The organism is Dactylosporangium sucinum (assembly GCF_014647515.1).
GTDB lineage: Bacteria > Actinomycetota > Actinomycetes > Mycobacteriales > Micromonosporaceae > Dactylosporangium > Dactylosporangium sucinum.
Map to the genome: position 1 here is coordinate 1 of NZ_BMPI01000118.1, position 19,097 is coordinate 19,097.

Genomic DNA, 19,097 nt, shown 5'->3' on the forward strand with positions numbered 1-19,097 from the left:
CCCTACCGATGGACCTACGACGGCACCCCACTCAAGGCCGCGTAACCCCCGACGAACTAACGCGGTGCTGCACTAGGACCGGCGGACCGCCCTGTCCACCCGGGCCCGCCAGCCGCGCTCCTGCGGCTTGCGGCGCAGCTTGGCCAGGGCGGCCACCGCGCCCGTCGTGAGCTCCTCGAAGTCGAACCCGGTGCGGCCGGTGCCCTTCTGGATCACGAACGCCAGGCCGGCCGAGTTGCTGACCGCCCAGCCCGGCCTGGTGCCGAGGCGATGGGCCGCGTTCCCGCCGTACGCCGTGATGAGCTGGATGTCGAAGGGGTAGCGCACCTCGCCGCCGGCCCTGGTCACGACGATGCGGGCCTGGGCCAGCGTGTTGTCGTGGTTGAACAGCGCCTGCCACCACTTCTTGCGGGGCGCCTCGACCACCACCTCGACGCCCTCGCCGTGCTCGCCCGGGTCGGCGGCCTCGGCGACGGCCCGGACCATGGCGACCACGCGGTCGATCCGCGACCGCCGGAAGGCCACCCATTTCTCCACCGCGCCATCTTCGCGCACCGTGCCCCCCGGGCGGCGCAGCGCGTGCGGGTGGCGAGGGCGGGCGGGCCGGCGGGAGCGGCTGGTCGTCAGGAGAAGCGCTCGCCCTCGTCGCGGCGGTACGCCCACGCCGCCAGCGCGGCCATCGCGACCGTCCACGCCACCAGGGCCACCATCGACGTCGTCGACACCCCGAAGTCGCCGACCGCCGCCCAGACCAGCTCGACCGCGCCGCGGGTCGGCAGGTACGGCGCGATGGTCTCCACGAAGCCCGGCGCGTGGCCCGGCTCCGAGAGCAGCCCGCCGCCGAACGCCAGCGGGAAGAAGATGATCTGCGCGACGGCGAGCGCGGCCTTCGTCGGCAGCCAGTACCCGATGGCCAGGCCCATGAACGTGAACGGCAGCGCGCCGAGCACCACCGCGCCCAGCGCGAGCAGCAGCTGCAGCGGACTCGCCGTGGCCGCGGTGAACAGCCAGCCGATGATCACCACGGGCAGCAGCGAGATGCCCATGAACACCAGCCCGGTGATGATCCGCCCGGCGAACGCGGCGCCCGGCCCGGCCGGCAGCGTGCGCACGTAGGTGCCCCACGGCTGGGCCCGGTCGTCGGCGACCCCGACGCCGTAGGTGAACAGCGAGCTGGTCATGACGGCGAACATGACCATCGACGCCGTCGCGTACGTGGCGCCGACCGGGTTGTCGCCCGCGAACGGCACGACGAAGAACAGCATCGACGCCGCTGGGAAGAACGCTCCGCCGAGCACCGCGACCGGAATGCGGACGGTTTCGAGGATGCGGTACCGCGTGTGCGTGAGCACGAGGGACATCTTGGTCACTTCCCGGTCAGGGTCAGGAACGCCTCTTCGAGCGTCGTGGGCTGGACCTGCAGGCCGTCGAACGTGGTGCCCGCTCGGACGAGCTCGCGGACCAGTTCGTCGGCGTCGGTGGTGAGCAGGGAGGTGCGGCCATCGGTGCGCTCGACGCTGACCACGCCCGGGAGGGGCGGCAGGTCGTCGGCTCTGAGGCTCACCCGGTGGATGCCGACGATGCCGCGGATCGCGGCGACCGTGTCGTCGGCCAGGATGCGACCCTGGCCGAGCACCACGACCCGGTCGGCGAGCGCCTCGATCTCCTCCAGGTAGTGGCTGGTGAGCACGACGGTGTTCCGGGTGGCGTAGTCGCGCACGACGTCCCACAGGGAGCGGCGGGCCTCCACGTCGAGGCCGGTCGTCGGCTCGTCGAGGAAGACCAGCGTCGGCCGCCCGACGAAGGCGAGCGCGACCGCGAGCCGGCGCCGCTGGCCGCCGGACAGCCCGCCGGTCTGCCGCTTGGCGAGGTCGGCCAGGCCGAACCGGTCCAGCAACTCGTCCGTCGGCACCGGGTCGGGGTGGTGAGCGGCGACGAACTCGACGCACTCCCGCACCCGCAGCGTGCTCGGCAGGCTGGTCTCCTGCGGCGTGACGCCGATCCGGCGGCGGTTCGCCGGGTCGCGCGGGTCGCCGCCGAGCAGCTCGACCGTGCCGCTCGTCGGGCGGCGCAGGCCGACGAGCAGGCTGAGCAGCGTGCTCTTGCCGGCCCCGTTGGGCCCGAGCAGGCCGACGACGCCGCCTTCGGGGATGTCGAACGAGACGCGGTCGAGCGCGAGGGTGTCGCCGAAGCGCTTGGTGACCTCGACGGTGCGGGCGAGCATCTATCCCTCCTTGGGGGGATCGAGCAGGGTACGGAGCGCGGCCGTGTAGTCGTCGAACGCGACCCGGCCGCGGCGGGTCAGGCCGGCCGACGTGGTCGGGGTGCGGCCGCGGAAGGACTTGACCACCTCGACGTAGCCGGCCTGTTCGAGCTTGGTGAGGTGGACCGACAGGTTGCCGGCGGTCATGTCGAGGATCTGCTGGAGCCGGGGGAACGTCATGCGGTCGCCGTCGTCGAGCCCGGACAGCGCGGCCATGATGCGCAGCCGGGCCTGCGCGTGGATCACCGGGTCCAGGTCCGTCACCGCCGCCGGCCCCGGACCCACATTGCGAGCCCGAACAGGATCAGCCCGCCGCCGCCACCGAGCGCGACCAGCAGGGAGTGCCAGCCCGGGCCGGCGGCGACGCCGGCGATGTTCACGACCGTGACCCAGGCGCCGAGGACGAACATCTCCCGGGAGAGCCAGATGGCGGATCCTGCGAGGTACATGATCGCGGTCACCCCGACGGAGACCGATGCCCACAGCAGACCGCGCTCGCTCTCCGGCAGGTAGGCGGTGAAGCGGCCGAGGGTGCTGCCGACCCCGGAAAATGCCAGGAACCAGGTCCACCCGTAGGCGGCGCCCTGCCAGGACGACCGGCCGTGGACATGGCGTCCCTTCGCGGCGGACATCGCGATGGTACTGATGGCAGCCCCCGCGAGCAGCGTGACGAGCACGACCAGGGGGAGCCACCCGGGCATCGGGACGTAGACCCGGCCGTGCGGCCCGTAGCGCAGGAACAGCAGCCCGAACCCGATCAGCCAGGCGAACCCCCACGGCAGGTAGTAGGCGAGGGGGTTGAGCCGCATGCTCCGGCTGACCGCGTCCCGCTCGCGGCTGATCATGGCCAGCGACTCGGCGGGCGACTCCGGCGGGGCGTCGTCGTCTTCGTTCACGTAGACAACTTTACGTCGCAAAGTTCTTTGTGGCCAGTTCCCGGGTGATGCCCCTGTCCATCGGCTTGAATGTGAAGGTCTTCTTCTTCTTGGGAGGAACAACCGCATGGCATGGAGGCCGGCAAACTCCCTACCGGTCCTGCACAGGCAGCTGCAGCAAGGCAGCCGCGCGGCCCCACCGGCGACGAGCTGGTCGGAGTGGGGTCTCATCGGCGACGCTGCCCACGACCCGACGTCCGACCACTCGCCGCACGACTTCCCCGGCTGGGGCTACGACATCGTGACCGCGGCCGACTTTCCCAACCGCCCCGACCTGGGCCTCGACGCCCACCAGGTGCTCGACGACCTCCGCCGCTCGCGCGACCCCCGCGTGAAGTACGCGATCTCCAACGGCCAGATGTACTCGTCCTACGCCGTGAAGGGCTACTCGGCCTGGACCTGGCGCCCGTACAACCCGAGAAACGGCGACCGGCACTTCACCCACGGCCACCTCTCGGTGGTGGGGGACCCCCGTGCCGACGGCACCCAACCCTGGCAGACGATCGGAGCAGACGACATGTTCGGTGACGAGGACCGCCGCCGCAGCAACAACGTGGACGAGACGGTCTGGCAGGGGATCGTCAACGGCTCCCCGACGGCCCGCGGCCTGGTGGTCCCCAACCAGCCGACGGTGGACCGCCCGATCTGGCTGGTCAACAAGCTGACGGAGGTGGCCGCGGACGCGAAGGCCTCCCGGCTGGCGGTGGAGGCCCTGGTGGCCTTCATCAACGAACGCGGCGGCACGGTCGACACCGCCACGATCATCGCCCGCATGGACGAGCTGGCGGCCGCGGAGGCCGCCCGCGAGCAGGAACTGCTCCAGCGCATCGCCGACCTGGAGGCCCAACTGGCCGCCCCGCAGCCGGACCTCCCACCGGCCCAACGCACCGCCACCCCGTCCTCCTGACGGGCCTCATGATCGAGGGAAGCTCCTGGTCGCCAGGAGCTTCCCTCCGTATCGGGCGGTGTCAACAGAGCGGCGGGGGCCGGTAGTCAGTAGGGCGTGACGTTCGAGGAGTACGTGCTTGCCCGGGGGCCGGGACTGCTGCGGCTCGCGCGGTTGCTCGTTGACGATGTCCACCGGGCCGACGACCTCGTCCAGGACACGCTCGTGCGCGTGTACCCGCGGTGGGCCCGGATCGTGCGGACCGACCAGCCCGACCTCTACGTGCGGCGCATCCTCGTCAACGTCAACGCGTCCTGGTGGCGGCGGCGGTCCAGCCGGGAGATGCCCGCGGTGCTCGACGCCGACGCCTGGCCCGGTGCCGACGACCACGGCCCGCCGACCGCCGACCGGCTCGCCCTGTGGGAGCGGGTCCGGGCGCTGCCGCACCGCCAGCGAGCGGTGATCGCGCTGCGGTACTACGAGGACCTCGACGACGACCGGATCAGCCAGATCCTCGGCTGCTCGCGGGCCACCGTCCGCACCCATGCCATGCGCGCGCTGGCCGCGATGCGTGTCGACCTGCGCGATCTCGAGGAGCTGCACCGATGACCACGGACCTCAAGGCCCTGCGCGACACGCTGCGCGCCCGCGCGGAGACCGACACCGACCCCGAGGCCCTGCTGGCGCGGATCGGCCCGGCGTACCGCCGGCGCCGCAGCCGCCGCCTCGCCGGCGCGGCGTCCGCGGTCGTGGCGGTGGGCGCGCTGCTGGCCATGCTCGTGCCGCGCCTGCTCTTCGGCGGCTACCCGCTGCCCGCACCGCCGGCGGTCCCGATCGGCAGCCCCGCCGCGGAGGCCATCGGCGCCGACCCGCAGATGATCCACTTCGACGTCGGCCAGTTCCCGTACGAGGTGTCCAGCACCACGTGGGCGGTCCAGGACGGCATCGAGCAGTTGTCGATGTCGGGCAGCATCGACGACTCGGGTGCATCGTTCTTCGTCGAACTGCGGCTGGCGCCCGAGACCCGGTCACCGGCCCCGAACCCCACCGGCCTGCCGGAGGAGCCGCGGCAGCTGCACTCCGCACCGGCGACCGTCGGCGGCCGGCCCGCGCTCGTCGTGACCGGCGAGGAGGCCACCCGCGTCACCTGGCAACCGATCGCCGGCGTCCGCGCCGAGCTGTCCGTGCGCGGCCGGGTGCCCGCGAACAAGGCCATCACGTTCGCCGGCACGCTCAGCCTCGACCGCGGCCACCAGTGCGTCCCGTCCCTGCGCCCGACCGCCCTGCCGGCTGACGCCCGCATCACGGGCTGCTCCATCATGCCCAACGTGGGCCACGGGCAGTACGTCATCCGCGGCCCCGGCGGCACAATCACCGTCTGGGTGTTCACGGGCGTCTTCGCCCACGGCATCAGCCCGGGCGCACCCTCGTCGACGCTGGCCAACGGCTGGCCCTACCAGGAACTCGACGCCTCGGGCAACACCCAGCACTACACCGCCCACATCCGCGTCCCGGACCCGTATGTCGAGATCTTCGCGCAGGGCGCGTACGGCCTGCCCGAGGTGCTTTTGGTCGGCGCCGGCCTCCAGCCGTCCTGAGCCCCCCGCCCGTTCAGTCGCCGGAGCAGCCGAAGAACAAGATCTTGTTACCAGACCCGTCCGCTCCCACCTCGCGGAGGCGGTGCCGCCCGATCACCGCGATCCGCGCTCACTGTCCTCCGGCCGCGGCACCGCTCCGAAGTCGTCGAGCGTTTGGGTCGTCAGCGCGCGGTGCAGGTCAGGGTCGGCGTGAATCTCGGCGGTGCGCCGCCACTCGACGAGCAGCTGCGACACCGCAGCGGTGTTCCCGATGGCGGCAGCGGCCTCGGTGACGGACACGAGTTCCGCCGCCATGGCGTCGATGTCGGCGACGGGCAGGAACCGGACCCACGGCAGCGCGTTCGGCAGCACCTCTCGCAGCAGTCGGGGATCCCGGCGCGCGACCCCGGCGAGCAGCCGCGAGGTCACATCGATGACCTCCGCCTCCGCTTCGGCGCGTTCGGCCGACATCAACACAAGGTCAGCGGCATCACGCCGACGCAGCCGCACGGCCCGCGTGCGCGTCAGGCGATCGGTCGTCTCGGCCGGCTGGCGAAGCAGCTCGGAGAAGGGCACTGACTCCAGCGGTGCGGCCGTCACATATCAACACTACTTCAGAAGTGGCCGAGGCGCTGCCCTCCGCGCAGGGGGCCGGGCTTCGGAGCGGTCGAACTGCCGGACAGGCTGGCGGCACCCCGCCGCTGCCGACGGACGACCGCCGCTGCCAGCCGGATTGCCAAAAGGGCAACCCGGCTGGGGCTGGTCCTTGCTGGTGGGCACGGTTGGGTTCGAACCAACGACCCCCCGCTTGTAAGGCGGGTGCTCTTCCGCTGAGCTACGCGCCCCCACCCCGGTCATCCCGGGATTGGGTACCAAGATGTTACCCAAGACTCCCGCCCGAGCTCATCCCGGTTCGCAGCGCCTCGATCGCCGCGAGCCAGCCGGCCTGCTCGCGGGCCTGTCCGGGCCCCTGGACCTCGGCAAACCGGACCACCCCCGCAGCATCCACCAGGAACGTACCGCGGTTCGCGAAGCCCGCCTTCTCGTTGAACACCCCATACGCACGGGCCACCGCTCCGTGCGGCCAGAAATCCGACAGCAGGGGAAAGTCGTAGCCTTCCCGCTCCGCCCACACCTTGTGTGCGTACGGCGAGTCGACACTCACCGTCAGCACCTGGACACGCTCATTCTGGAACGCGGGGAGGTTGTCCCGTACCGCGTGCAGCTCGCCCTGGCAGGTCCCGGTGAACGCCAGCGGGTAGAAGACCAGCAGCACCGCCCGCCGGGAGTGGAAGTCGCGCAGGCTGACCTCCTGGTTGTTCTGGTCTCGCAGCGTGAAGTCCGGCGCCGGGGCGCCCGCGGTGAGTGCCAGCTTGCCGACATCCAGGGTCATGAACCGAGCATGCCAGTTGTCGTACCCAAGGCCTACACTCGCCCGCATGGCAGCCGGTCCACGTCTGGGCATCGACTTCGGGACCTCCCACACCGTCGCGCTTCTCGCGTGGCCGGATGGGAGGGTCCGTCCGTTGCTGTTCGACGGGTCGCCCCTGCTCCCGTCGAGCGTCTATGCGCAGGTCGACGGCGCCGTGCTCGTCGGGCGGGACGCCGTGCACGCCGCGCGGGTGGAGCCGGCCCGCTTCGAGGCGAGCCCCAAGCGGCGCATCGACGACGGCACCGTGCTGCTCGGGGACCACGAGGTCACCGTCCCGGCGCTGATCGGCGCCGTGCTCACCCACGTCGTGCAGGAGGCCACCCGCGTCGCGGGCGGGCCGGTCAGCGCGCTGACGCTGACGCACCCGGCGGCCTGGGGCGTGTCGCGCCGCCTCGCGCTCATGGAGGGGGCCAAGCTCGCCGGCCTGCCGCAGCCGTCCCTCATGCCCGAGCCGGTTGCCGCCGCGCACTATTTCGCGGGTGTGCTGCGAAAGCCGCTGGACGCCGACCAAGGTCTGCTGGTGTATGACTTCGGCGGCGGCACGTTCGACGCCAGCATCGTCACCCGCTCCGGTGAGGGGTTCGACGTGCGGGCCGTCGACGGCATCGACGACCTGGGCGGCCTCGACCTCGACGCGCTGATCGTCGACTACGCGAAGCAGCAGCTGCCCGACGCCGACGTCTGGGCGCGCCTGGAGGGGCCGCAGACCACCGAGGACCGGCGGCACCGCCGGATGCTCTGGGACGACGCCCGCATCGCCAAGGAGATGCTGTCGCGCACCACGGCGACCGGCCTGCACGTGCCGATCCTCGCCGCCGACCTCAGCATCAGCCGCGACGGCTTCGAGGAGCGGGCCCGCCCGCTGCTCGAGCAGACCGTCCGCACCACCTCCGCGGTCGTCCGCTGGGCCGGCCTCGACAAGACCCGCCTCGCCGGCATCTTCCTGGTCGGCGGCTCCAGCCGCATCCCGCTCGTCGCGACCCTCCTGGAGCGCGAGCTCGGCATGGCGCCGACGATGATCGAGCAGCCCGAGCTGGTCGTCGCCGAGGGCAGCCTCCGCGCCTGGGTCAGCGTCGCGGCGGCGGACCAGCCCAACAGCCAGCCCGGCACCCCGCACCCGACCAGCGGCCCCCCGTCGGCGGGCAACGGACCCGGCCTAGCCGCCGGTGCCGGCCTGGCCGCGGCGGGTGGACTGGCCGCTGGAGGACTGGCCGCGGGCGCCGCCGCCGGCGCACCCCCGGTCAGCGCCCCGCCCGGCGCGTTCCCGCCCCCGGTCAGCGCGCCCCCGGGCGCGTTTCAGCAGCCGGTCAGCGCCCCTCCGGGCACGCCCCAGCCGCCCGTGAGCGCGCCGCCCGGCGTCTTCCAGCAGCCGGGCCAGCCCCAGCCGGCGGCCTTCCAGCAGCCGGGGCATCCGGGCCAGCCCCAGCCGGCCGCCTTCCAACAGCCCGGCCAACCGGGTCAGCCCCACCCGGCCGCCTTCCAGCAGGCCGGCCCGCCGGGTCAGCCCGGCCAGCCGCAGCCCCAGCCCCAAGGGCAGCCCGCCGCCTTCCAGCAGCCCCAGGGTCAGCCCCACGGCCAGCCCGGCGTCGTCCAGCAGCCGGGGCAAGGCTTCCCGCCGTACGGGCCCCAGGCGCCGCAGGGGCAGCCGGCCGCCTATCAGCAGGCGTACCCGCAGGCGCCCGTCAGCGGCGTCCCCCAGGCCCCGGTCAGCGGTGTTCCGCACATGCCGGTCAGCGGCGCCCCCGGCACGCCCGTCAGCGGCATTCCCGGCGGTGCCCCGGTCAGCGCCGTGCCCGTGAGCCCGTCCGGGCCGGTGACCCCGGCGCCGCCGCGGCCGCCGCAGCCGGCGTATCCGACCGTGCGCCCCGCGGCCGGGCAGAGCTACCAGGGCGGGGTGTATCGCGGCAGCGACGCCGAGGCCACCCAGCCCCTGCCGCCGCGCACCGTGCACGCCGTGCCGGCCATCCCCAACTACCAGTCGCCGTCCGCGATGAAGGCCGACTACGCCCAGCCGCCCCGCGAGGAGGCCCCGCCGCCGCCCCCGCGCCCGCGGCGCAACGTCGCCGTGCCGGTGCTGGTCGTGGTGCTGGTCCTCGCGCTCGGCCTGGCCGGGTATGTGGTGTTCCAGGACCGGGCGAACAAGTCGGCGAACGGGCCCGGGGGCACCCCGTCGTCGAGTGCGCCGAGCAGCTCGGGGCAGCCGACGCCGAGCGAGTCGCCGCTGATCATCCCGGCGTATCAGCGCGAGGACCGGCCCGGCTGGGTGCCCGATGGCTGGAAGAAGATGTCCCTGCCGTCGATCGACAAGGTTTGGTACAGCCAGGACGAGGAAGACGGCGGCAAGTGCACGGCCACGCCGGAGGAGCTGCACGTCACGGCGAAGGTCAACGGGCTCACCGGCTGCACCCTGCAGAAGCCGCTCGACGTCAAGCTGACCGACTCCGGCATCGAGGCCAAGGTGCACGTGACCAGCGGCTGCGCCGGCATGTGGCTGCGGACCGGCAGCCGGGGGTACACGCTGGGCTACTGCGCCAACGGCTACGTGCGCCTGCACCGGCTCGCCGACAGCGGCCCGAGCAAGAACAACCTGATCGAGGAGTGGTACGTCAAGACGAGCGAGGACACGTACGTCGCCTTCGCCGTCTCCGAGACGCACCTGGTCGTCTACGTGGGCGGCGAGCAGGTCGGCCGGGTGACCGACGAGGAGATCCGGGACGGGCGCACCAACCTGGGCGCGTTCAGCACCACGGGCGACGCGGCCGACGTGACGTTCTCCGACGTGCGGGTGTTCTCGCTGCAGGCGCCCACGACGGGCAACACCCCGAAGAACTCCCCGTCGCCCACCCGCTCCGGCTGGTGGGGCTCAAGCTCGCCGTCGGCCTCCCCGAGCACCTCGAAGAAGCCCTCGGGGAGCGCGATGCCCACCGCCTGACCGGCCCGGCCCGCACCCTGACGAGGGGGACGCTCCGCAGGGCGGCTGAGCGCACGGCCATCGGGCTGCCGGCGCAGCGGGCCGAGGACGGGCGATGAGTGAGGGCTGCCCCGGCGCGGGGATCAGGGCGCCGGGCGGATCAGGCGCTCATCGGCTTCACGGCGCGCTTCGGCCACAGGGCTGCCCGGCGCGGGAATCAGGGCACCGCGCGGATCAGGCATTGCGCGTGCCGGCGCCATGCGAGCGCGCCGACAACAGCGAGGCCACCCGGCACGCCGAAGAGGTACCGACGGCGCGGTCGACCGACCGACGGCACTCCGACCGGCGGTTCTCGGCGCAGCGCGGCCACCGGTGGCGGCCCCGGGCCGGGTGGCTCGCGGGGCGCAGCGGGCAGCCGCGGCTGGCACCCCCGCGGCGGGGGGTGACGGTGAGGGCGGGTCGCCGGGCCGCGCCCCCTACCGGCGGCTAGCGGCGGGAACGGGCCGCCCGGGGCGCCACCAGGCGCGCGGCGGTCCAGTCCTTGCCCGCATTGACCGTCGAGGTCTGCTGCAGTCCGGCGGTGGGCGCCGACTCGTTGATCTCGCTCGGCTCGACGTGCCCGGGGCGGCCGGCCTTGGGCGTGAGCAGCCACACCACGCCGTTGTCCGCCAGGGGACCCAGGGCGTCGATGAGCGTCTCGACCAGGTCGCCGTCCTCGTCGCGCCACCAGAGCAGCACCACGTCGACGACCTCGTCGGTCTCCTCGTCAACCAGGTCCCCGCACCGGTCGATCAGGACGTCGCGGAGATCCTGGTCGACGTCGTCGTCGTACCCCATCTCCATAACGACCATGCCCGGTTCGACGCCGAACCGGTCCGCCAGGCTCTTCACCTCGGCCTGACCCGCGGTCGCGTTCACTGTCCACTGCCTCCTGTCGCAACACACCACTTGTTAGCGCGTAGTCCACACAGTACGGGCCGTCAACGCAAGTGGCGCACCGATGCGATCGAAAAACTATCGGTCCAAACTACCGGGCCAACAGGGATCTCGCCCCCTGGACGATCTGTTCCTCGGAGACGAGCACGTGGTTGGCGGCCGGGCCGAGCGGCACGAACGAGTCCACGGCGGCGACCCGGCGGGCGACCCCGACATATCCGGCGTCGACCAGGGCAGCGATGATGCCCTCGCCGACGCCGCCGGAGCGGCGGGTCTCGTCCACGACCAGCACCCGGCCGGTGTCGGAGGCCTGCTTGATGATGTCGCCGACCGGCAGCGGGGACAGCCACCGCAGGTCGACGACCCGGCAGGCGATGCCCTCCCCGGCGAGCCGCGCGGCCGCCCGGAGCGACAACCGCACCCCGTTGCCGAAGGTGATGATCGTGAGGTCGTCGTTCGGCCCGCTGCCGTACGTCCGGGCCCGGCCGATCGGCACGTGGATGGCCGACCATTCACTCGGCGGGGCGTAGTCGGACAGCCACCAACTGTCGTTCTCGGTGTGCAGGTCGCGCGTGTGGTACAGCGCGATCGGCTCCAGGAAGACGCACACGCTCCCGTCGACGACGGCGCTGGCCAGGCAGGTCCGCAGCATCGGCGCGGCGTCCTCGGCCCGGGCGGGGGCCGCCACCACCAGGCCGGGGATGTCCCGCAGGACGCCCAGGGCGTTGTCGTTGTGGAAGTGGCCGCCGAAGCCCAGCTGGTAGGCGAGGCCGGCGACCCGCACGACCATCGGGTTGTGGAAGGCGCCCTGCGAGAAGAACTGCATGGTGGCCGCCTCGCCGCGCAGCTGGTCCTCGGCGTTGTGGAGATAGGCGAGGTACTGGATCTCCGGCACCGGGAGCAGCCCGGCGATCCCGGCGCCGAGGCCGAGGCCGAGGATGCTGGTCTCGTCGAGCAGGGTGTCGAAGACGCGGGTCGCGCCGAAGCGGTCCCGCAGGCCCTTGGTGACCCCGTAGACGCCGCCCTTCGCGGCGACGTCCTCGCCGAAGAGGACCATCTGCGGGTACGCCAGCATCGCGTCCGTCAGCGTCGCGTTGATCGTCTGGGCGAGCGTCATCGGCCCGGCCCGCTCCGGGAGCCGGCCGCTGAAGGCGGCGGCCCGGGTGGGCGGCTGCCCGTTCCCGTTGAGCCGACTGTCCCGCGCGGGCTCGGGAGCGGCCGACACCGGCTCCGGCCACTCGTCCTCCTCCGGCGCGGAGTCCTCGGACGCGGAGGGCGCGGGCGCGGAGGGCGCGGAGGCTGCGACCTCGGCGTCGGCCTCCGGATCGGTCGTGGAGACCGACACGGCGGCGGGCAGAGCCGGCGAAACTTCCCCGGCCGGAGCGCCGGACGTCGGCGCGGTGTGGCGGCCCGCAGAGGGCTCGTCGGCCCACAGCGGCTGGCCGGCGGCCACCCGCGGCGCCGGACCACCCGCCCGGGTGAACTCCAGGTCGTCGCCGATCGCCGCGACGTCGCCGTCCTCGACGTCCGTCAGCGCGGTCGCCGCGTCGCTCACCGCCCGGGACACGCGCACCGGCCGGCGCGGGGCCAGCGGCGCGGTCACCTCCGAGGCGTTGGCCAGGCGGGGCTCGCCGAGCACCTCCTCGGCCACCCGGCGCACGTCCCAGCCCAGCTCGTCGTAGCGGGCCATGAGCTCGGCCGGGGTCGCCACGCCCGCGTCGACCAGCAGGCGGGCGGTGCGGACCAGCGGGTCGCGGGCCAGGTCGGCGGCGATCTCGACGGGGGAGCGGTACGCCATCTCGGCGTCGGCGCCGGCGTGCCCCATCAGCCGGACCGTGCTGAGGTGCAGGACGGCCGGGCGACGGTACCGCCGGACCCAGGCCGCCGCCTCCGCCGTCCGGTCGTAGGTGGCGGCGCTGTCGGTGCCGTCGGCGGCGTAGTACCGCAGGCCGGGGCGGCTCTGCAGGGCCGCGGTGACCCAGCCGTCCGGCGAGCGGACGCTGATGCCGAGCCCGTTGTCCTCGCAGACGAACAGCAGCGGCAGCTTGATGCCGACGTGGTCGCACCAGCCGGCGGTGTTGAACGCGGCGGTGGCGGCGGCGTGGTTGATCGAGGCGTCGCCGAAGGAGCACACGACCACGGCGTCGGCCGGCCAGCCGTGCCCGTTGGCGGGCGGGTTGAGGCGGCGGCCGCGGCCCAGCGCGTACGCAATGCCGACCGCCCGCGGCAGGTGCGAGGCGACCGTCGACGTGGTCGGGATGACGTGCAGGTCGGCGTGGCCGAAGACCTTGTGCCGGCCGCCGGCGATCGGCTCCCGGGCCGAGGCGACCACGCCGCGCAGCACGTCACGGATCGGGTCGCTGCCCGCCACCTGGCCCGCGCGCATGCAGTAGAAGCCGCCCGAGCGGTAGTGCAGCAGCGCCGGGTCGGTCGGGCGCAGTGCCGCCGCGACCGCCGCGTTCCCCTCGTGGCCCGACGACCCGATCGTGTAGTAGCCGGCGTCGAAGCTGCGCAGCCAGCGGGCCGCCAGGTCGAGGTGCCGGCTCGTCGACTGGGCGTCGTAGAGCGCCCGGGCCTGCGCGCCGGTGAGCGCGGTGTCGTCGCGCACCGGCTCGTCGGCGTCCCGGATGACCGCGGTGCTGACGAGCCCGGCAAGCTCCGCCCGGAAGCGCTCGTCGAGATCCTGAGGGGTGGTCACGCTCGACAGCATGGCCGAAAACGGTCATCGGATGCCACTCCCGACCGGGATCCCGACCCTGCGGGCGTTGGTCCGGTCAGGCTTTTCCGCGCTCGGCGAGGGTCTTGTACTGCTCGGAAGCCAGAAAACCGGGCAACAGCCGGGCCGCGGTGACGCCGAGGTCGCGGACCAGGATCTCGTCGGGTGTGAGGAAGACCATGGCCTGCCCCTCGCCGAGGACGACGTCGTCCTGGGTGGCGTCGGTGGGGCCGTAGAAGACGTGCATCTCGACCAGCCCGTCCACGGTGGACACCGACGGGCGGGTGCCGGTGAGGTAGTGCTCCAGCCCCGCGGCGGTCAGGCCGGTCTCCTCCAGCACCTCGCGGCGGGCCGCCTCGATCGGCTCCTCGCCGTCCTCGATCTTCCCGCCGGGCATCGCCCACTGGTTCGGCGAGACCTTGGCGTGCTGGTCGCGGTGCTGCATGAGGATCCGGCCCGTTGGGTCGACCAGGAACACGACGGCGACGCGACGCTCGATCACAGCATCAATCCTCACGCGTGACGGCACTCAGGCCGTGCGGAAATCCGTTCATTCAGCCTTCATCCCCGCAGAAACGAGAAACGCACCTGGCGGGTGGCGTTGTCGCCGTTGGGGTCCACCAGGCAGACGGACTGCCAGGTGCCCAGGGCGATCCGGCCGCCGAGCACCGGCAGCGTCGCGTAGGGCGCGACGAACGCCGGCATGACGTGGTCCCGGCCGTGGCCGGGGGAGCCGTGGCGGTGCTGCCAGCGGTCGTCGGCCGGCAGCACGTCGTCGAGGGCACGGAGCAGGTCGTCGTCGCTGCCGGCACCGGTCTCGATGATGGCGACCCCCGCCGTGGCGTGCGGCACGAAGACGTGGAGCAGGCCGTCGCCGAGCCCGGCCACGAACCGGCTCGCCTCGTCGGTGATGTCGCGCACGACCGGCCGGGAGCCGGTCCGGACGGTGATGACCTCGGTCTCCATCGTCACAGTCTGTCAGTCGCCGCCGCCGCCACCGCCGCCACCCGAGTCGCCGCCACCGCCGCCGGAGTCGGACGAGGACGACGAGGAGCCCGAGTCGGACGAGGAGGAGCCGGAGTCGGACGAGGACCAGCCGCCGTGGTCATGATGGCCGTGGTGGTGGTCGTGATGCCCGTGGTGTCCATGATGCCCGTGATGCCCGTGGTGTTCAGTGGTACCCCAGGTCTGGAACGGATCCGGCGTCGCGGACGGCGAGGACGAGTCGGACGGCACCCAGTTCGGGCCGAGGGTCCCGGTCCGGACGGGCGGGCGCATGCCCTGCATCGGCCGGGTGGCCTTGCGCAGGACGGTCACCACGGCGACGACGGCGATGGTCACGGCCACCGTGACGATGCCGCAGGGGAGGAGTAGCCACCAGGCGGAGTTGTCGGACACGGGCGGCACCGTAGCCGACGCGGGCGCCTGGGATACTGAAAGAGTCGCCGTCCCGTCAATAGCGAAACGCCACAGAGGTTACTCGCCGGTATCGTGTCGAGCGTCGCAGTTGGCGGTCCGTAGACGTGACGGACGGCGCCCGGGACGGGCAGGATGGGACATGGGCTCACACAACGGCCATGAACCATCGAGCCACACCCCATCGGCCACCCAGACCGGTCGCAGCGATCCGTCGCACCCGCCGTCCGGTCGCGACGGATGAGAAGGAACGCCTGTGTCCACCGAACGCAAGCGCCCGGTGATCAGCGACGGCCTACCGAGCCAACTGCCGGACATCGACCCCGAGGAGACCACCGAGTGGGTCGAGTCGCTGGACGGAGTGATCGACGAGCGCGGCACCAAGCGCGCCCGGTACGTGATGCTGCGACTGCTGGAGCGTGCCCGGGAGCGACAGGTCGGCGTCCCGCCGCTCACGACCACGGACTACATCAACACCATCACGCCGGAGCGCGAGCCCTGGTTCCCAGGTGACGAGCACATCGAGCGGCGCATCCGCGCCTACATCCGGTGGAACGCCGCGATGCTGGTGCAGCGCGCGCAGCGCCCCGACGTGGGCGTCGGCGGGCACATCTCGACGTTCGCGAGCGCCGCGAGCCTCTACGAGGTCGGCTTCAACCACTTCTTCCGCGGCAAGGACCACCCGGGCGGCGGCGACCAGGTGTTCTTCCAGGGCCACGCCTCCCCGGGCATGTACGCGCGGGCGTTCATGGAGGGCCGGCTCAGCGAGCAGCAGCTCGACGGCTTCCGCCAGGAGCTGTCGCACCGCGGCCTCGGCGGCGGCCTGCCCAGCTACCCGCACCCCCGGCTCATGCCGAGCTTCTGGGAGTTCCCGACGGTCTCGATGGGCCTCGGCGGCATCAACGCCATCTACCAGGCGCGCTTCAACCGGTACCTGCACAACCGGGGCTTCAAGGACACCTCCGGCCAGCACGTATGGGCCTTCCTGGGCGACGGCGAGATGGACGAGCCGGAGTCGATCGGCGCGATCGGCGTGGCGGCCCGCGAGGAGCTCGACAACCTCACCTTCGTGATCAACTGCAACCTGCAGCGGCTCGACGGACCGGTCCGCGGCAACGGCAAGGTCATGCAGGAGCTGGAGGCGTTCTTCCGGGGCGCCGGCTGGAACGTGATCAAGGTCGTCTGGGGCCGCGAGTGGGACCCGCTGCTCGCCGCCGACACCGACGGCGCGCTGGTCAACCTCATGAACGTCACGCCCGACGGCGACTACCAGACCTACAAGGCGGAGTCCGGCGCCTACGTCCGCGAGCACTTCTTCGGCCGTGACCCGCGCACGCGGAAGATGGTCGAGCACCTCTCCGACGACGAGATCTGGAACCTCAAGCGCGGCGGCCACGACTACCGCAAGCTCTACGCGGCGTACAAGGCGGCCACCGAGCACACCGGCCAGCCGACGGTCATCCTGGCCAAGACGATCAAGGGCTGGACGCTCGGCTCGCACTTCGAGGGCCGCAACGCGACCCACCAGATGAAGAAGCTCACGCTGCAGGACGTCAAGGACTTCCGCGACCGGTTGTACCTCGACATCCCCGACAGCGCGATCGGCGAGAACCCCTACGCGGTGCCGTACTACAAGCCCGCCGAGGACTCCGACGAGATGCAGTACATGCGCGAGCGGCGGGCGGCGCTGGGCGGCCCGGTGCCGCAGCGGCGCACCACCCACATCCCGCTGCAGCTGCCCGACTCGTCGGTCTACGGCGACATCAAGCGCGGCTCGGGCAAGCAGAAGGTCGCCACGACCATGGCGTTCGTCCGCATGCTCAAGGACCTGATGCGCGACAAGGGCATGGGCAAGCGCTGGGTGCCGGTCATCCCCGACGAGGCCCGCACCTTCGGCATGGACTCGCTCTTCCCGACGGCCAAGATCTACTCGCCGCACGGGCAGAACTACACGCCGGTCGACCGCGAGCTGTTCCTGTCGTACCGCGAGTCGACCACCGGCCAGATCCTCCACGAGGGCATCAACGAGGCCGGTTCGGTCGCCTCGTTCACCGCCGCCGCGACCAGCTACGCGACCCACGGTCAGCCGATCATCCCGGTGTACATCTTCTACTCGATGTTCGGTTTCCAGCGCACGGCCGACGGGATCTGGGCGGCCGCCGACCAGATGTCGCGCGGCTTCCTGCTGGGCGCCACCGCCGGCCGCACCACGCTCAACGGTGAGGGCCTGCAGCACGAGGACGGCCACTCGCTGCTCATCGCCGCGACCAACCCGGCCGTCGTCGCCTACGACCCGGCGTTCGCGTTCGAGATCGCGCACATCACCGAGAACGCCGTCAACCGGATGTACGGCGAGGCTCCCGAGGACCTCATCTACTACCTGACGGTCTACAACGAGCCGATCTTCCAGCCGGCCGAGCCGGAGGACGTCGACGTCCAGGGCCTCCTGCGCGGCCTGTACCGCTACCAGGCGGCCCCGGCGGCCGAGGGCCCCAAGGCGCAGCTGCTGGCGTCGGGCACGGGCATGCAGTGGGCCCTCAAGGCGCAGAAGCTCCTCGCCGAGGAGTGGGGCGTCGCCGCCGACGTGTGGTCGGCGACGTCGTGGACCGAGCTGCGCCGCGACGCGGTCCAGGCCGAGGAGCACAACCTGCTGTACCCGACCGACGAGCCCCGCGTGCCGTACGTGACGCAGGCCCTCGAAGGCACCGCCGGCCCGGTGATCGCGGTCAGCGACTTCATGCGGGCGGTGCCGGACCTCATCGCCCGGTGGGTGCCGAACGACTACACCTCGCTCGGCACGGACGGCTTCGGCCTCTCCGACACCCGCCACGCCCTGCGCCGGCACTTCCACGTCGACGCCGAGTCGATCGTGGTCGCGACGCTGCGTCAGCTCGCCCGCCGCGGCGAGGTGCCGGCGTCGGCCCCGGCCGAGGCGGCGAAGAAGTACGCCATCGACGACGTCAACGCCGCCCCGGTCGGCGAGACCGGCGGCGACTCCTAACCGACCGAAGCACCACGGCCGAGGGCCGCGTCCCGCACCCGGGACGCGGCCCCGGTTCCGTTTCGGAGGCGATTTCGCAAACTCATCGCCAATTGACATCCGGTGTTTCCCGCGGACCAGCGAAAAGGACGGCGCGCCGTCGCCGGCCCGGCCGAGGCCGGCCGTACGCTGGTCAGGTGCCGTCCGGGCGGGGGCACCGGAGGTACGGCCGGACGCGCCCGATTCGGTGCAAGGCGGGCGGGACGTGCCCGAAAAGCCGGAACCGACCGGCCGAACGGGCATCGGGGCAAGTTGATCGGCAGCGTCCATTACCTGCCGACTCGTGGAATTCCGATGATCGGCCCGCGCCGATGTCGAGATGCTGCAAGATCTGTGGGTGTGACGCATGGTTGAAGGTGATGTCGAACTGCCGACAGCCATCCCGAAGTCATTCTTCGGGGAACATGAAATGTGTCTGTACCACCGCGACCGGGCGGTACGGATAGCGTTGACCGCAACGACCGACGCATCCGCCTCCACTGAAAGGCGCACCACGCCGATGCAACCGGACGCCGTCGCGCTGGTGGTCGCCTATCTGCGCGCCCAGGAGCACCTGACCGGCGTGACCGTCGTGACCGCACGCCCCGACGACGTCGCCGCCGGCGTCCCGGTGCTGCTCGTCGAGCCGGTCGGCGACCCGGTCACGTCGCGGATGCCCTGGGCCCGGCGGGCCCGCTGGCACCTCGGCCTGCAGGTCTGGGCCCCCGACGGCGAGGCGCGGGAGATCGCCCACGGCGCGCTGACCGCGCTGGTGGCGGCCCGGGACGTGCGAATGCCCGACGGCGGCCGGATCGTGCGGGCCGACCCGGCGGCCGACCCGGTCGACATCCCCGACCGCCGAGCCGGCAACGGCGTCCAGCGGGTGGTAGCGACGTTCGACGTCGCCGTCCGCCCGTAACCCGTCCGGTCCGCGCCCGCCCGTCCGTGCCCGCGCCCGCCCGTCCGTGCCCGCGCCCGCCCGTCCGTGCCCGCGCCCGCCCGTCCG

General features: G+C 72.5%; 18 protein-coding genes and 1 tRNA gene. 6 read left to right on the forward strand and 13 right to left on the reverse strand.

Annotated elements, in window-relative coordinates; genetic code table 11:
- Nucleotides 1-72: 72 nt before the first annotated feature.
- The 5 genes from IEZ31_RS53670 to IEZ31_RS53690 form a co-directional block, all read right to left on the reverse strand.
- Nucleotides 73-537, reverse strand: a complete 465-nt coding sequence (locus tag IEZ31_RS53670) for a hypothetical protein (protein WP_190257914.1) — start codon at nucleotides 535-537, stop codon at nucleotides 73-75.
- Nucleotides 538-623: 86 nt separating this feature from the next.
- Complete coding sequence (locus IEZ31_RS53675) at nucleotides 624-1,361, reverse strand: ABC transporter permease (RefSeq protein ID WP_190257915.1); 738 nt, start codon at nucleotides 1,359-1,361, stop codon at nucleotides 624-626.
- A gap of 5 nt (nucleotides 1,362-1,366) precedes the next feature.
- Entirely contained in the window at nucleotides 1,367-2,224 is an 858-nt protein-coding gene (locus IEZ31_RS53680; protein ID WP_190257916.1) for an ABC transporter ATP-binding protein, read from the reverse strand.
- Nucleotides 2,225-2,527 carry a winged helix-turn-helix domain-containing protein gene (locus IEZ31_RS53685; protein ID WP_190257917.1) on the reverse strand — a complete coding sequence of 101 codons (303 nt, stop codon included), beginning with the start codon at nucleotides 2,525-2,527 and terminating at the stop codon, nucleotides 2,225-2,227.
- Nucleotides 2,524-3,159: a transporter gene (locus IEZ31_RS53690; protein ID WP_190257918.1), complete on the reverse strand. Its 636-nt coding sequence runs from the start codon at nucleotides 3,157-3,159 to the stop codon at nucleotides 2,524-2,526. Before IEZ31_RS53690 ends, IEZ31_RS53685 begins: the two co-directional genes overlap by 4 nt.
- Before the next feature lie 106 nt (nucleotides 3,160-3,265).
- Between IEZ31_RS53690 and IEZ31_RS53695 the strand changes: the two genes are divergently transcribed.
- The 3 genes from IEZ31_RS53695 to IEZ31_RS53705 all read left to right on the forward strand — a co-directional run bounded on the left by IEZ31_RS53695 (nucleotide 3,266) and on the right by IEZ31_RS53705 (nucleotide 5,682).
- Nucleotides 3,266-4,105, forward strand: coding sequence for a hypothetical protein (locus IEZ31_RS53695; RefSeq protein WP_190257919.1), 840 nt, complete (start codon nucleotides 3,266-3,268; stop codon nucleotides 4,103-4,105).
- A 96-nt stretch (nucleotides 4,106-4,201) separates the two neighbouring features.
- The gene (locus tag IEZ31_RS53700) at nucleotides 4,202-4,693 is read left to right on the forward strand and encodes a SigE family RNA polymerase sigma factor (protein ID WP_190257920.1); all 492 of its coding nucleotides are present in this window, start codon (nucleotides 4,202-4,204) and stop codon (nucleotides 4,691-4,693) included.
- A complete protein-coding gene (locus IEZ31_RS53705; protein ID WP_190257921.1) occupies nucleotides 4,690-5,682 on the forward strand; it encodes a hypothetical protein in 993 nt (330 codons plus the stop codon). The genes IEZ31_RS53700 and IEZ31_RS53705 overlap by 4 nt, the downstream gene beginning before the upstream one ends.
- A gap of 93 nt (nucleotides 5,683-5,775) precedes the next feature.
- Here IEZ31_RS53705 and IEZ31_RS53710 read toward each other — a convergent pair whose 3' ends face one another.
- From IEZ31_RS53710 to IEZ31_RS53720, 3 genes are all read right to left on the reverse strand, one after another.
- Nucleotides 5,776-6,261: a hypothetical protein gene (locus IEZ31_RS53710; RefSeq protein WP_190257922.1), complete on the reverse strand. Its 486-nt coding sequence runs from the start codon at nucleotides 6,259-6,261 to the stop codon at nucleotides 5,776-5,778.
- A 170-nt stretch (nucleotides 6,262-6,431) separates the two neighbouring features.
- Nucleotides 6,432-6,506, reverse strand: a tRNA-Val gene (locus tag IEZ31_RS53715).
- Between the two features lie 35 nt (nucleotides 6,507-6,541).
- Nucleotides 6,542-7,054: a peroxiredoxin gene (locus tag IEZ31_RS53720; protein WP_190257923.1), complete on the reverse strand. Its 513-nt coding sequence runs from the start codon at nucleotides 7,052-7,054 to the stop codon at nucleotides 6,542-6,544.
- Nucleotides 7,055-7,100: 46 nt separating this feature from the next.
- On the opposite strand from IEZ31_RS53720, the gene IEZ31_RS53725 reads away from it, so the two are divergent.
- Entirely contained in the window at nucleotides 7,101-10,025 is a 2,925-nt protein-coding gene (locus tag IEZ31_RS53725; RefSeq protein ID WP_190257924.1) for an Hsp70 family protein, read from the forward strand.
- Between the two features lie 465 nt (nucleotides 10,026-10,490).
- Here IEZ31_RS53725 and IEZ31_RS53730 read toward each other — a convergent pair whose 3' ends face one another.
- From IEZ31_RS53730 to IEZ31_RS53750, 5 genes are all read right to left on the reverse strand, one after another.
- Nucleotides 10,491-10,922, reverse strand: coding sequence for a DUF3052 domain-containing protein (locus IEZ31_RS53730; RefSeq protein WP_190257925.1), 432 nt, complete (start codon nucleotides 10,920-10,922; stop codon nucleotides 10,491-10,493).
- Nucleotides 10,923-11,031: 109 nt separating this feature from the next.
- Nucleotides 11,032-13,650, reverse strand: a complete 2,619-nt coding sequence (locus tag IEZ31_RS53735) for a thiamine pyrophosphate-dependent enzyme (RefSeq protein ID WP_190257926.1) — start codon at nucleotides 13,648-13,650, stop codon at nucleotides 11,032-11,034.
- Between the two features lie 64 nt (nucleotides 13,651-13,714).
- Nucleotides 13,715-14,158 carry an NUDIX hydrolase gene (locus IEZ31_RS53740; protein WP_190257927.1) on the reverse strand — a complete coding sequence of 148 codons (444 nt, stop codon included), beginning with the start codon at nucleotides 14,156-14,158 and terminating at the stop codon, nucleotides 13,715-13,717.
- Nucleotides 14,159-14,217: 59 nt separating this feature from the next.
- Nucleotides 14,218-14,622 carry a YjbQ family protein gene (locus tag IEZ31_RS53745; protein ID WP_190257928.1) on the reverse strand — a complete coding sequence of 135 codons (405 nt, stop codon included), beginning with the start codon at nucleotides 14,620-14,622 and terminating at the stop codon, nucleotides 14,218-14,220.
- Between the two features lie 12 nt (nucleotides 14,623-14,634).
- A complete protein-coding gene (locus tag IEZ31_RS53750) occupies nucleotides 14,635-15,054 on the reverse strand; it encodes a hypothetical protein (protein ID WP_190257929.1) in 420 nt (139 codons plus the stop codon).
- Nucleotides 15,055-15,328: 274 nt separating this feature from the next.
- Between IEZ31_RS53750 and aceE the strand changes: the two genes are divergently transcribed.
- Both aceE and IEZ31_RS53760 read left to right on the forward strand, forming a co-directional pair.
- Nucleotides 15,329-18,073: a pyruvate dehydrogenase (acetyl-transferring), homodimeric type gene (aceE, locus tag IEZ31_RS53755; protein ID WP_190257930.1), complete on the forward strand. Its 2,745-nt coding sequence runs from the start codon at nucleotides 15,329-15,331 to the stop codon at nucleotides 18,071-18,073.
- Between the two features lie 538 nt (nucleotides 18,074-18,611).
- The gene (locus tag IEZ31_RS53760) at nucleotides 18,612-19,010 is read left to right on the forward strand and encodes a hypothetical protein (protein WP_190257931.1); all 399 of its coding nucleotides are present in this window, start codon (nucleotides 18,612-18,614) and stop codon (nucleotides 19,008-19,010) included.
- Nucleotides 19,011-19,097 lie beyond the last annotated feature (87 nt).

What these genes read in the sequence shown, in the direction of transcription:
- IEZ31_RS53675 (WP_190257915.1), bottom strand. Translation starts at nt 1,361, where the DNA reads ATGTCCCTCGTGCTCACGCACACGCGGTACCGCATCCTCGAAACCGTC.
- IEZ31_RS53680 (WP_190257916.1), bottom strand. Translation starts at nt 2,224, where the DNA reads ATGCTCGCCCGCACCGTCGAGGTCACCAAGCGCTTCGGCGACACCCTC.
- IEZ31_RS53695 (WP_190257919.1), top strand. Translation starts at nt 3,266, where the DNA reads ATGGCATGGAGGCCGGCAAACTCCCTACCGGTCCTGCACAGGCAGCTG.
- IEZ31_RS53705 (WP_190257921.1), top strand. Translation starts at nt 4,690, where the DNA reads ATGACCACGGACCTCAAGGCCCTGCGCGACACGCTGCGCGCCCGCGCG.
- IEZ31_RS53720 (WP_190257923.1), bottom strand. Translation starts at nt 7,054, where the DNA reads ATGACCCTGGATGTCGGCAAGCTGGCACTCACCGCGGGCGCCCCGGCG.
- IEZ31_RS53725 (WP_190257924.1), top strand. Translation starts at nt 7,101, where the DNA reads ATGGCAGCCGGTCCACGTCTGGGCATCGACTTCGGGACCTCCCACACC.
- IEZ31_RS53735 (WP_190257926.1), bottom strand. Translation starts at nt 13,650, where the DNA reads ATGCTGTCGAGCGTGACCACCCCTCAGGATCTCGACGAGCGCTTCCGG.
- IEZ31_RS53745 (WP_190257928.1), bottom strand. Translation starts at nt 14,622, where the DNA reads ATGGAGACCGAGGTCATCACCGTCCGGACCGGCTCCCGGCCGGTCGTG.
- IEZ31_RS53760 (WP_190257931.1), top strand. Translation starts at nt 18,612, where the DNA reads ATGCAACCGGACGCCGTCGCGCTGGTGGTCGCCTATCTGCGCGCCCAG.